Origin of the sequence: Pseudoalteromonas sp. (assembly GCF_036960685.1) — a bacterium.
Classification (GTDB): Bacteria; Pseudomonadota; Gammaproteobacteria; order Enterobacterales; family Alteromonadaceae; genus Pseudoalteromonas.
In genome coordinates this window covers 32,140-44,732 of record NZ_JBALXK010000003.1, presented here as the reverse complement: position 1 = coordinate 44,732, position 12,593 = coordinate 32,140, and the positions used below count along the sequence as shown (strand labels likewise).

The following is a 12,593-nucleotide window of genomic DNA, read 5'->3' as shown; positions in this document are numbered from 1 at the left end:
TAGAGTCAAATGTCTGGGGGAAATTGATGAAAATAGGCGAATTGTCTAAAAAATCGGGCTGTTCAATACAAACGATTAGATATTATGAAAGAGAAGGATTACTGTTAAATCCAAACCGTTCAGAAGGTAATTTCAGGCTGTATGATAGTAAAGCACTTAAACAATTGGAGTTCGTAAAACATTGTCGCAGCCTAGATATATCACTCAATGATATTAAACGTCTTATCGAATTAAAAAATAAGCCAGAAGAAAGCTGCTCTAGCGTTAATGCATTAATTGATCAGCAACTTGCACTAGTGAATAAACGCATGAAAGAATTAAGGGCGCTTAAAGCTGAATTACAACAGATGGCTAGTGCTTGTGGTTCGAACAATACTATTGAAGCATGCGGGATCATTAAGTCACTAGATAGTTAACTCTGTTAGAGGCATACGGGCAGAATATAGAACATTAATCGACTATTGCATGTCCTAAATGTGGACAGATAAAAACGGAAGAAATGCTGACAAATTCATGTCAGCGGTATCACAAGTATGAGTCACACAAGGTTTTGCCAAACTATTGAATGGTGACTGGTGTGTTTACTTCTCATATGGAACAGCAAAATTCCGCCAATTCTAGAACGACAAAATTAGTTGCAGCCGTTAATGCACTAGAGTGTTTAAATTGAAGTTTATTATTGACTCTTCAACGTCTGCTTTACACTCTGAATTTTCGTTAATAACTCAAAAGCTAACTTCCGCTTTTGGCTAAGTGAAGTCATAAGGTATTCATTGATGCTAATGTCCGCAATGTCGGAGGAGCTGCCGTTAGCAAATAGCATCAAATTATCGTAATATAACTGATTGAGTCTCAGATATTATGATTAAAAAATCATACTTTCATAAAAAGAGAGATTGGCGGCATCCCTTTAAAACCTTTCAGTCTAAAATGAGATCAATCTCAATCATTATGCACAGTCACAAATACTCCACATAGGTTGATCATGGCAGTGGCAAACGGATTATCATTTTTGGTATTGAGAGAGCCGTCGATAATATTCAAACAAGCACCTTTCTTATGGATGCTTTCAATTGCCTCAAGAATAGATTTTAACGACCGTCCCAAACGGTCGAGGCGAGTAACAATAACTTCATCACCTTCCCTGATAAAGTCGATGAGTTCCTAAAGCTTTTCTTCATTTCGAATCGAAGCACCAGACTGTTTGCCTTGGAATATTTTTTCACAGCCCTGAGCGTCCAACTTGGACAGTTGAACATTTAAATCTTGTTCTTTAGTTGAAACTCTTGCAAAACCAACTTTCATATATACGAAACCTGTAACTTTCGCACACCTTAACAATTAAATGAACGAAAGTATATTAAATAAATTTCGTACATGAACGTAATAAAAAATAGAAATTCGTACACTACGGATAGAAAATGAATGACAATTCTAACTATAAAGTGACTTAATTATTTCACACGCTTCACTTGTACACGAGCTTGCCATTTGTTGAAGCTCAGCTTGTAGTGCTTTGAGTTCTCCCATTAGATTGTTAACTAAAGCCAATTTAGCCTGTGTCTATCATAAGTTCAAAACTTAAACTTTAGATATAAGCTGAAATTGAGTCAATCGTATTACAAATACTCTTATTGATACTGGCTCATTACTTGCACTTTTTCGAGAACATGACCACATGTAGAGAATAATAGGCTAACAGTGGGAAATATTTACACTATCAATGTAAGGATTACTTATGAAATACTCAAGATTTGCTGCAATGATCATCACCTCAACCATTGCTATGTTTGTCATGATGTATCTCAACACTTACGCAGTATCACATATATGGTTTAGTGAAACGCGTATCTATATGGCGTTGTATATGGGAGCAGGTATGGCAATGATCATGCTGGCCTTTATGCTTGGCATGTACAGTAACAAGAAGCTCAACATGGCTATTTTTCTATTGGCGACAATACTGTTTGCCATATGTCTTTATCTTGTTCGCTCTCAAAGCACAATTTCTGACACTGCTTACATGAAAGCGATGATTCCTCATCACTCCATTGCTATTCTTACTAGTGAGCATTCAACTTTGGAGGATGTACGCGTGCGTGAATTGGCAAATGGTATTATTAAAGCCCAACGAAAAGAAATAAAAGAAATGGAATGGCTGATTAAAGATATTTCTGAAAATGGAAAGGTCAGCTCACAAGCTCAGGCTGAGCAACGACCGCTCCCAAAGTTTGAAGGCACACTGAACAAAGGAGACTAAGATGACTAAGACAGCTACCCTGTACAGAATGGTCACTGACGAACATATCTGCCCCTATGGTTTAAGGTCGAAAGATTTGCTGGAGAGGCAAGGGTATGATGTAGAAGATCATAAGCTCACGTCAAGACAACAAGCTGATGACTTCAAAGCTAAGCATGATGTCAAAACTACGCCACAAACCTTTATTGAAGGAAAGCGTGTCGGAGGATACGATGACTTAAGAGAGTATTTTGGTAAAGATGAAGCAGGTCAAACTGGCACAACCTACACGCCCGTTGTAGCCATTTTCTCGATAGCTGCACTTCTTGCTGTCGCATCTCAACATTTTGCTTCCGGCTCATTTATCTCCATCAGAACACTGATGCTATTTATAGCTTTTTCAATGACGCTCTTAGCGGTGCAAAAACTGAAAGACCTATACAGTTTCACAAATTCGTTTATTACTTATGATTTACTAGCGATGAGATGGATAAGATATGGTTATATTTATCCCTTCATTGAAGCATATGCAGGTATTGGTATGGTTGCCCAACTACAGCCTCTCGCAGTGGCACCATTTTCATTGTTTATCGGCACAGTTGGAGCAATTTCAGTTTTCAAAGCCGTTTACATCGACAAACGCCAGTTAAAGTGTGCCTGTGTAGGCGGCGATAGCAGTGTGCCACTTGGATTTGTATCGCTATCTGAAAACTTATTTATGATCGCGGGAGCATTGATTATGCTGCTGATGTAAAGGTATAGCTCTATTCGGCGGCCCCTTAACAGTTAAGATTAGACCTAGGATGCCAGCCCACACCTTTCTAATTCATATGTAACATTTTTTCTGTCGTACTGGCATCAAGATAACCAGAACTGAGCAAACAATCTCAAAGGTTGTACAAAATAACACTAAAGTTTTTTCATTAAGTTTTATTGTTATGCTCTTGTGGTGGCTTTCGCCACCACTTTATTAGTTTTCAAGTTCCACCATATCTTTCGCTGCAATGTCACCAGACACTAGCTTTACAGTTGCGAAATGATCATTCACAATTTTAGTAATTTGTACCGTTCCTACCTTTTCGATAGTGTAGGGATCTTCACCTTCACTCAATACTATTCTTTCATGGAATCTAATAACACTGTATTTTTGCCCAACCTCTGCGCCATGCTTAGCACCAATACAGATTAGAGTTCGATTATCAGAACTTTCTACTACCTGACCTCTCATCATGTATTTATGATAAAAAGTGGTATTGGAACAACCCACTAAATATAAACCGAATGTAAGCAATAAAAGAGCTTTTATATAGGGTGTTTTCATCACTGTTACCTCATTTGACTAACTAATTATCTATACACTTTTTTATGAATTCATTTGTTTTTCCGGCCAGCCCCCGAAGGTGCTTGATGACAACTCCAAGGCTTATGAACAGAGTTATCTTTGATGTTCTGATCAACAAATTTATAGTAACTTTCTTTAGTATGTGTCCACCAATCATCATGAACATCTGCGCCATACTTACGGATTACCTCCTCAATCCCATCAAGGCTTACGTTTGCGGCATCATAGGCAAGGTGTATTTCACCTTCTTTGATGTTGTAACTAACTTCATCTATACCAAAAAGCTGATCTATTTCTTTTACTAACTCGTCACAGCTTTCTTCTGTGACATTGCTAAGCTTTAGGTTTCGAACAACTAAATTTTGCTCTTTAACGCCAACTCTATGATTTAAATCGCTCATAATTTTTCTCCTAATGTTTGTGTGAATGCTGTTGATTGCTATCTTTCATTTCTTCCATTTTACGGTTCATCTGCGGCATCATGTTCCCCATCATTTCTAAATGATGTTCAGCCATCTTGATTTGTTGATGCATTGGCATTTCTTCCATGTTTTTGTGCATGGATTGCATCATCTTCATCATTGAACGGTGATGTTCAACCATCATCTGCTGTTGCTTTTCAGGATCTTTTTCAGTTTTAATGGCATGGACTTCCTTTTTCATTTCCATCATCTTTTTGTGCATTTCTCCCATGTTCTCATGTGGTATTGCCATGCCTTGATGCATATCAGCTTTGTTCGCACCTTCATGCTTATGCTCATTGTTTTGGGCAAATGAGCTAGTGGTTATAAGTAGTGAACTAATAAATAAAATTGATTTAGTTAACGTTTTCATGATTTTTACCTTCTACACTTTTATTAAAATTTGGGATCCAACTTGGTGTCGATTCCATATACCTGTGGTACTCCGAACCAAACTCAGCAATCGCTTGTGCTTCTTCGCGTTTCGCTAGCTTGACGTAAACAACGACTAAGATCGGAAACATCGCAAGTGTTGGGATTGTCGGCCACTGCAATAAAAAGCCGAACATGATTAGAATGAAAGCTACATACTGTGGGTGGCGACACCTTGCATACCATCCAGTTGTAGCCAATTGATGATGTTTTTGCGCGTGATGCAATACATTCCATGCTGAAGACAACATAAAGAAACCTGCAACAATTAACACCATACTCACTATATGAAATGGGTCCCAATGGGCATCACCTTGAAATCCAAAGAAAGTATGTAATAAATGCCCATTTTCATGCGCAAAGAAATTTACTTCTGGATAGGTCTCCGTCAGCCACCCCGACAGAAAATAGATAGTTAAAGGAAAGCCATACATTTCAGTAAATAGGGCAACAATAAAGGCAGAGAACGCGCTTAGACTTCTCCAATCAGTTGATGTTTTTGGTTTGACAAAACTAAAGGCAAAAAAGATAAAAATTGCTGAGTTCAGTATCACCATTGACCATAAGCCATAATCATATGTTTCATTCATCACTGCTCTCCTTTTTATGTGATTCCTTACGTGCCTTTTCTAACCCTTGTATGTAGCCATCGCGATAGGCTGCATTTTTATCCGTGAGTTCTTGAAAGCTCTCTTCCTTTTTTTCATCAGGCGCATGTGAATGATCGTGACCATGTTTACCATGACTGCCATGCATAAATACGTGCATCAAGGGGCATAGCAATAAAATCAAGTAGGGAAGAAATTGCAGCATATGTTGACCATGCTCAAGCACTAAGAAGTAGGTCACTGCGGCAATAAGTGCCAGTGCAGCCCAGCCTGTAGGTGTTGACCAAAAATTAGGGTGTTGATTTTTCATATTGCCCTCCTAAACGACTTTTAAGACACCGCGATACATTTGCATCTGACAGTGAAACTCATGCTCTCCCGGTGATAAGTTCAATAGGGTAATTTGAGTAATTTCATTTAATTTAAGCTGTTCGCTTATATCCAATGAAGGAATAAGCATTGTTTCAGCGCAGGGGGATTGATCTTTGCGCATAAACTTCAGAGTGACAGGTTGGCTAGCAGACACCTGAATTGAGGATGGGGAATACACACCATCCCTCACTTCAATGAGTACTTCATTACCTTGAACGATTGTTTTATTGGGTTTATATAGCCAAAACCACCAAACAATCAGCGCGATTAACATTAAGCCTAATAAGTTAATAACCATCATTGTGATTCTCCTTAATGCTCTTTTGCTTTAAAAAAGCGAAGTCGATTTGCATTTGACACTACAGTCAATGACGAAAACGCCATTGCAGCACCTGCAATTACAGGGCTAAGCAGAATGCCAAAGAAGGGATATAGAACCCCCGCAGCAAAAGGAATCCCGGCTACGTTATAGACAAACGCGCCAAACAAGTTTTGTTTGATATTTCGTAAAGTAGCTTTGCTTACCGCTATGGCATCAGCAAGGCCATGAAGTGAACCACGCATTAGGGTAATGTCAGCACTTTCGATAGCTACATCAGTCCCTGTGCCTATGGCGAAGCCAACATCGGCTAACGCTAGCGCAGGAGCATCGTTGATGCCATCTCCTGTCATACCAACAATTTCGCCGCCTTCTTGTAGCTCTTTCACCTTGTTGGCTTTATCTTCTGGCAGCACTTCAGCAAGAAACTCACTAATACCCACTTTTTTAGCTACGGCGGCAGCGGTTTCCTTGTTATCACCCGTTAACATGATGACGCGTATACCATTAGCCTGAAGCCGTTTGATAGCAGAGATTGAGTCTGACTTGATAGGATCTGCAACAGCAATGATTGCTGCAAGTTCACCATCTACAGCAAAGTACATAGGTGTTTTGGCTTCTTTGGCTAAAGACTGTGCTTGTTCAACAAAGCCTGTGAGGTCTATGCCTTTTAACTTCATTAGTTTATCGTTTCCGAAAAGCAGGGCTTTGTTGTTGCAGCTTGCTTCTACACCAAAACCCGTAATGGCGTTAAAGGCTTCAATTTTTAGTAACTCAATATCCTGATCTAACGCACTTTCAACAATCGCTTGCGCTAAAGGATGCTCTGAGCCGCTTTCTAAACTTGCTGCAAGCTGTAGTACGTCTTTTTCGTCAGTAGCTTTTGCTAAAATAATATCGGTTACCTTAGGTGCCCCTTCAGTAATAGTGCCCGTTTTATCTAAAATCATGGCAGTGATTTTAGAGGCGGTTTGCAGTGCCTCACCGTTGCGAATAAGCACTCCGGCTTCTGCTGCTTTTCCTACTCCCACCATGACAGACATGGGTGTTGCCAAGCCTAAAGCACACGGGCAGGCAATAATAAGCACAGTAGTTGCTGAAACGATGGCAAAAGCAATGGCTGGCTCAGGTCCAAAGTTAAGCCATGCTAGCGCACTTAACACAGAGGTGATCATCACGACAGGTACGAAAAAAGCTGAAATAACATCGGCCAAACGGCCAATCGGCGGTTTCGAATTTTGTGCTCGTTTCACCATATTGATGATCTGTGCAAGCGCCGTGTCTTTACCAACGCGTGTGGCTCTAAATAAAATCATGCCTGATTTGTTCAAAGTACCTGCGACAACCTCATCTTCTTCAGCTTTTTCAGCAGGCATAGGTTCGCCTGTCAGCATGGACTCATCAATAGAGGTGTGTCCTTCCAATACCACGCCATCGACGGGAATTTTTTCACCCGGTTTTACCTTCACAATATCGTTAAATAAAACCTGCTCAATACCTATCTGAACTTCTTTGTTGTCACGAACCACGGTTGCTGTTTTGGCTTGCAAGCCGATAAGACGTTTAATGGCCTCAGAGGTTTTACCTCTGGCTTTGATTTCTAATGCTAAACCTAAATCAATTAAGCCAATGATCATGGCGGTAGCTTCAAAATAAACATGCCGTGCCATCAATGGAACAGCGTCAGGTGCAAACACGACAACCATCGAATACAACCAAGCCGTGCCTGTTCCTAAAGCAATTAGGGTGTCCATATTGGCTGAATGATTTTTGAAGCTCTTCCATGCTCCTACATAGAAATGCTTGCCTGAAAAATACATAACACCAAAAGTTAAAATGCCTACAACCAACCAAGAAATTCGTTCAAGGTTTGTTTCAACCGTCATTTCTCCAACTACAATGCTGTAGATCATCAAAGGAACGCCGAGTGAAAGGGCAATAAACGTATCGCGCATTAGCTTTTTGTAATATGCAAAATCCGCAGCCTCTTTCTCATCAAGCGCATCTGTTGCTGAGCTATCATCAATTGGCTTCGCGTTATACCCCACTGACTCAACAGCTTTGATCAACTCTTTTGTTTTAGCTGTCCCATAAACTGTTACTGTCCTATCAGCAAAATTCATTTCCGCACTGACGACTCCAAGAGTTGCCTTCAACGCCCCTTCAATTTTGCCTACACAGCTAGCACACCCAGCACCTTCAATGATAAGCTGTTGGTTATGTGATACTTTCTCCAACGTATTCTCCTTACTTTTACACGAAGAGGATTGAGCTTTTGCCTGACAGCAACAGCCTGATTCAGTTTTTATATTTGTGTTAGTAGCCACCCTTTTTCCTCCTATGCTTTTTTAATTTGCTCAAAGTTTTCGATGAGATGACAAACCATGTTTGCAGTCGGTGCTTTGTCTTCCATTTCTTCCCATCGAGAAAGCGCAGAAGACATTTTTCCTCGAAGTGCCAACATTGCTTGAAACTGCTTTTCTGTTTCTTCAAGCCGCTCTTTGATCAGGCTTCTGACTAATGGGCACGCACTTTTACCATCTTCAGATTCATTAATAATTTCCTTGATATCTGCAACGGAAAAACCAAGGTTTCTGGCACTTAAAATGAATTTAAGTCTCGATACTTCTTTATTCGAGTATGACTTGTAGCCGTTCACTAACTTAGCAGGTTTTAACAATCCTAATCTGGTGTAATAGCGCACCGTATCAGCAGTCGTTCCAAGGCTTTTTGCCAGCTCCGCAACTTTCATATTCACTCCTCAGTTTTTTAGCTAAGTTTGTACTCTCATCTTCAGCTTAGACCTTTGTCTAAGACACAGGTCAAGTACTAATTCTAGTGAATAAGCTAAAAACTAATTTTTTGGTAAAAGAGAAATCTCGGTCAAAATCGACAGCATTAAGTACTGTAAATAGCAATAGTTTGAGCATGTTCATCATGCCTCCAAAAAATATTGTGCTAATTGTTCAAAACGGTTGGTAATTTAAACCAATCAGTAAATCGTTTTATTTTTGATGGGACTGGCGAAAAAAAGGCGCACTGATCCCGTGATTAGCCAATAATTGGTGGACGATAAAGTAAGAGATGGATACCAGATTTTGGTAGGGGTATACGCTGTAGAATTAGCTCAGAATGAATATTGCAAATACCTTCGTCTTGCGCTTCCACAAGATAGGCATTTAAATGAAAGCTTGTACAAAAACCGCCTTCACAACAAACACAATCACCAGCTTTACATTTTTCACAGTCTTCATCACCATGACGGTTTTTAGAATCTTGCGAATTTTCAGTGTGATAGTGACTATTGTCATTCATTGATTGATGATGCATATTTTTGCTTGGTTGTATAATATGCGTGTCGGAAGATCCATTTTGATGTTCTTCACAATTCATTGGTTTAGCAATAGCAAAGCCATGCTGCGTAAGCAACAGAGTAATTACCACTATTTTAAACCACTTGAAAAGTCCAAACATTTTAATTCCTTATTTATCACCTACAATATTAGCCACTTTATAAAAATAATTTTATGATCTTGATCAACCTTTGAACTAAAACCTAAACTTTTTACTTTTTACTTTTTACTTTTTACTTTTTACTTTTTACTTTTTACTTTTTTAAACAGCTTTAACTTCACAAGTATAAAAGGGGTGTCTAATTTATACTCATGAGATTGAAGCCAAGCATGAGCACCATTAAAAGAAATAAAAACCCTACGCTCATAACTAGGTATTGAGTAATGGATCATTTTTCCAATTGTTCAGCTTTAAGCGCAGTACTTTGCAACAATCGGTTCTATCCCGGGCACATCCAATTCCCGTTCATCAAAAGTGATAAAATGGCCTATTGTACGTCTTTCAATGGCGATGTTTTTTGCCTTGACTCTTTAACCTTAACCATTCGCCAACTTTACTTCTTAGCTGATATTCCACCTTGATAGGTATACACCAGACTGGCACCGATTGAAAACAAGAAGTAGCTTACTATTACTGCTCTTAGTTCTTTCCAAAAAAACTATTAGCTAGGCCTTTCCTAACATAACTAAAATGGTTTAAATCCCAAAAAACGAAAGCTACCATCAATATAGTTGCGGTAGCTCTCATCAAGTCAATATAGTATTTCTTCATATCAGAGCCAGAACTTGATACCTGCAACAAAAGCAGTATCACGAGTACTTTGCCCATTTAACTTCGCAAAGTCGGCTGTATTACCAAATTTATTTGTCCACTCAACGCCAACATAGGGAGCAAACTGGCGGGTAAACTCATAACGAACCCGAAAACCAATAGCACTGCTAGACAAGCCACTACCAAGGTTATTTTGGACGTCATCCTTACCGTAAAGCGTCAACTCTGCTCGTGGTTGAACAATTAACTTTTGAGTAAGTAATAGCTCATACTCAGCTTCGATCGAAAATGCACTATTACCTTGCTCTCCTAAATACGCAGTCATATCAATTTCAAACCAGTAGGGGGCTAGACCTTGTAAACCAAAAGCTAGCCATTTGCGGTTTTCACCTTCGTTATTGTAATCAAGTCGAATACCGACTTGTGTATCCCAATAAGCAGATATTGCGTGGCCCCATAGAAAATCTGTTTGGTTCTCCTCTAAATTACCTTCGCTAAAATCTCCTTCAGTTTTGATGACTAATCTATCAAAAGTAGTGCCATACCATGCCTGAAAGTCAAAAACACCTGCGTTTGTTTGCTCATTATATTCAAGACGATCCCCTAGTAGCGCGTAAAATGAATGCTCATCTGCCAAAGTCAGTCGTTTGTCGCTACTGAGTGCATAAGGACCTTCAGTCAAAGTTGTACCTGCTGCATAAGCATGGGGGTCTCTAGCATCTTTAGGTGCATCTCCACCTTGTGCTTGCATTTTAGAATCACCCATCTCAGTCATCTCATCTTTTGCAGATACAGATACACTTATAAGGGGCAAACCTATTAATAATAGTCTTAACGTATTGGTTAGTATTAATTTTTTCATGATACAACTACCTCTCTAAACATACCTGCATCCATGTGGAATAATAAATGGCAATGCCATGCCCAGCGACCTACGTCATGAGGTGTTGTTAAAAAACTAATTCTTTGCGCTGGTTGTACAGGGATAGTATGGCGACGAACCTGTACATCACCTTTTTCATTCTCCAAATCGCTCCACATACCATGCAGGTGCATGGGATGTGTCATCATTGTATCGTTTTGTAAAATAACTCTTAAACGTTGATTATGCTTCATGTGAACTGGCGTGCTTTTTCCAAATTCCAAGCCATCAAATGACCAGCTATAACGCTCCATGTTTCCAGTTAAATGTAATTCAATTTCAGCCTCTGGCTCTTGCTGGTTTGTAATTCCCTCAAGAGAATGTAAATCTGCAAGTGTTAAAACACGGCGTCCATTTTTACGTAAACCTATACCGGGATCATCAAGGTTTGTTCTAGGCATATCAACACGCATATCAACAGAAGCTCCATACTCTGTTTTTGCATGACGCACTTTAGTGCTAGCAACAGCTAATGGGTTTTTAGTCATTCCATGTTTACTATGATCCATTGCCATCGCTCCATGACCCATTGCACTATGATCCATTTTATTAGAATTCATGCCCGACATGTCTGCCATACCTGCCATACCTGCCATCGCGGAATGCTCACCACCTTGGGCCATATTCCCCATCATATCTGTCATCGTTAACCATTCAACGGGATCTAGAGCAGGTACTGGTGCATCAATATTAGGTGCCATTGATAAAGTACCTTTAGCATAACCTGAGCGATCCATGCTTTGTGCAAAAATCGTATATGCATCATTTTTTGGCTCGACAAGTACATCATAAGTTTCACCGGGACCAAATCTAAATTCATCTACTGTCACAGGTTCAACATTTTGTCCATCAGCTTGTACAACTGTTAACTTCAGCTCAGGTATTCTTACATCAAAAAACGTATTGCTAGAACCGTTAATAAATCTAAGCCTAACCTTTTCGCCAGCTTTAAACATTCCACGCCAGTTTGTCAAAGGCGCACAACCATTCATTAAAAAAGTCATTGCAGATGCTGATAAGTCTGCAAGATCTGTAGGGTTCATTCTCATTTTATTCCACATTTCCCGGCGTTGTAGCGCATTTGAAACGCTGCTATTTGAAATGTCATCAAAAAACTCTGGAACAGTAGGTTGATTAAAGTTAAATACATCGCTCTGTACTTTTAACTTGCGGAACAAATCCATTGGGTCATCATCAGTCCAATCAGACAATTGGATAACATGCTCATTGTCAGCACTAATAATATCCTTTTCTCTTGGCTCAATAATTAATGCGCCGTACATACCTGTCATTTCTTGAAAGCCACTGTGTGAGTGATACCAATATGTGCCGCTTTGTTGCAGCTTAAATTTATAAACAAAGGTTTCACCCGGCATTATACCTTTAAAGCTAATACCCGGTACGCCATCCATTTGATACGGAAGAATGATCCCATGCCAATGAATTGAACTCGGCACTGATAATTTATTAGTTACCCTGATAGTAACGTCATCACCTTCTCTGAGGCGCAAGGTAGGAGCTGGTATTGAGCCATTGATTGTTGTAGCCATTCTTACAACACCTGTGAAGTTTACGGGTGACTCATCTATCACCAGATCTATTATTTCTCCACTTAGTTCGGGCACAGTACCTGTTATTGTTCCAGCCACTAAAGATGAAGCAGCATGAAGAATGCTTGGAAAAGCAGCTAATATACCGCCAGCAGCTAAACCTTGTACAAAGCGTCTACGCGGTGTAGAAATTTGATGTGATGGATCTTTAATTCTCATTTTA

At 39.6% G+C, this 12,593-nt stretch carries 14 protein-coding genes and 1 pseudogene; 3 read left to right on the top strand and 12 right to left on the bottom strand.

All coding sequences use genetic code 11. The features are described 5' to 3' along the window. Positions 1 to 26: 26 nt before the first annotated feature. Positions 27 to 416, top strand: a complete 390-nt coding sequence (gene cadR, locus V7783_RS03825; protein ID WP_008109677.1) for a Cd(II)/Pb(II)-responsive transcriptional regulator — start codon at positions 27 to 29, stop codon at positions 414 to 416. 526 nt (positions 417 to 942) lie between these two features. Here cadR and V7783_RS03820 read toward each other — a convergent pair. Further along, positions 943 to 1,305: pseudogene (locus V7783_RS03820) on the bottom strand (recombinase family protein). Positions 1,306 to 1,738: 433 nt separating this feature from the next. Between V7783_RS03820 and V7783_RS03815 the strand changes: the two are divergent. Both V7783_RS03815 and V7783_RS03810 read left to right on the top strand, forming a co-directional pair. Next, the gene (locus V7783_RS03815; RefSeq protein ID WP_008109672.1) at positions 1,739 to 2,260 is read left to right on the top strand and encodes a DUF305 domain-containing protein; all 522 of its coding nucleotides are present in this window, start codon (positions 1,739 to 1,741) and stop codon (positions 2,258 to 2,260) included. A gap of 1 nt (position 2,261) precedes the next feature. After that, positions 2,262 to 2,993, top strand: a complete 732-nt coding sequence (locus V7783_RS03810) for a MauE/DoxX family redox-associated membrane protein (RefSeq protein ID WP_008109669.1) — start codon at positions 2,262 to 2,264, stop codon at positions 2,991 to 2,993. A gap of 216 nt (positions 2,994 to 3,209) precedes the next feature. Here the strand turns inward: V7783_RS03810 and V7783_RS03805 are convergent, their stop codons facing one another. From V7783_RS03805 to V7783_RS03755, 11 genes are all read right to left on the bottom strand, one after another. Beyond that, positions 3,210 to 3,560 (bottom strand): hypothetical protein, encoded by a 351-nt coding sequence (locus V7783_RS03805; RefSeq protein ID WP_004589646.1) that lies wholly within the window; start codon positions 3,558 to 3,560, stop codon positions 3,210 to 3,212. Between the two features lie 50 nt (positions 3,561 to 3,610). After that, positions 3,611 to 3,982 carry a hypothetical protein gene (locus V7783_RS03800; RefSeq protein ID WP_008467865.1) on the bottom strand — a complete coding sequence of 124 codons (372 nt, stop codon included), beginning with the start codon at positions 3,980 to 3,982 and terminating at the stop codon, positions 3,611 to 3,613. A 10-nt stretch (positions 3,983 to 3,992) separates the two neighbouring features. Beyond that, positions 3,993 to 4,415 carry a hypothetical protein gene (locus V7783_RS03795; RefSeq protein WP_008467863.1) on the bottom strand — a complete coding sequence of 141 codons (423 nt, stop codon included), beginning with the start codon at positions 4,413 to 4,415 and terminating at the stop codon, positions 3,993 to 3,995. Continuing rightward, positions 4,399 to 5,064, bottom strand: coding sequence for a methyltransferase family protein (locus tag V7783_RS03790; RefSeq protein ID WP_008467861.1), 666 nt, complete (start codon positions 5,062 to 5,064; stop codon positions 4,399 to 4,401). The genes V7783_RS03795 and V7783_RS03790 overlap by 17 nt, the downstream gene beginning before the upstream one ends. Continuing rightward, positions 5,057 to 5,392: a DUF2933 domain-containing protein gene (locus V7783_RS03785; RefSeq protein ID WP_008467859.1), complete on the bottom strand. Its 336-nt coding sequence runs from the start codon at positions 5,390 to 5,392 to the stop codon at positions 5,057 to 5,059. Before V7783_RS03785 ends, V7783_RS03790 begins: the two co-directional genes overlap by 8 nt. 9 nt (positions 5,393 to 5,401) lie before the next feature. Further along, a complete protein-coding gene (locus tag V7783_RS03780; RefSeq protein WP_004589267.1) occupies positions 5,402 to 5,755 on the bottom strand; it encodes a cupredoxin domain-containing protein in 354 nt (117 codons plus the stop codon). A gap of 11 nt (positions 5,756 to 5,766) precedes the next feature. Further along, complete coding sequence (locus V7783_RS03775) at positions 5,767 to 8,010, bottom strand: heavy metal translocating P-type ATPase (protein ID WP_008467856.1); 2,244 nt, start codon at positions 8,008 to 8,010, stop codon at positions 5,767 to 5,769. A 101-nt stretch (positions 8,011 to 8,111) separates the two neighbouring features. Then, positions 8,112 to 8,525 carry a MerR family transcriptional regulator gene (locus tag V7783_RS03770; protein WP_335677606.1) on the bottom strand — a complete coding sequence of 138 codons (414 nt, stop codon included), beginning with the start codon at positions 8,523 to 8,525 and terminating at the stop codon, positions 8,112 to 8,114. Between the two features lie 299 nt (positions 8,526 to 8,824). Then, positions 8,825 to 9,247 carry a hypothetical protein gene (locus V7783_RS03765; protein ID WP_010558026.1) on the bottom strand — a complete coding sequence of 141 codons (423 nt, stop codon included), beginning with the start codon at positions 9,245 to 9,247 and terminating at the stop codon, positions 8,825 to 8,827. Positions 9,248 to 9,899: 652 nt separating this feature from the next. After that, on the bottom strand, positions 9,900 to 10,760 hold the full coding sequence (locus tag V7783_RS03760) for a copper resistance protein B (protein ID WP_004589262.1): 861 nt from the start codon (positions 10,758 to 10,760) through the stop codon (positions 9,900 to 9,902). Further along, entirely contained in the window at positions 10,757 to 12,589 is a 1,833-nt protein-coding gene (locus V7783_RS03755) for a copper resistance system multicopper oxidase (RefSeq protein ID WP_335677605.1), read from the bottom strand. Before V7783_RS03755 ends, V7783_RS03760 begins: the two co-directional genes overlap by 4 nt. Positions 12,590 to 12,593: the final 4 nt, after the last annotated feature.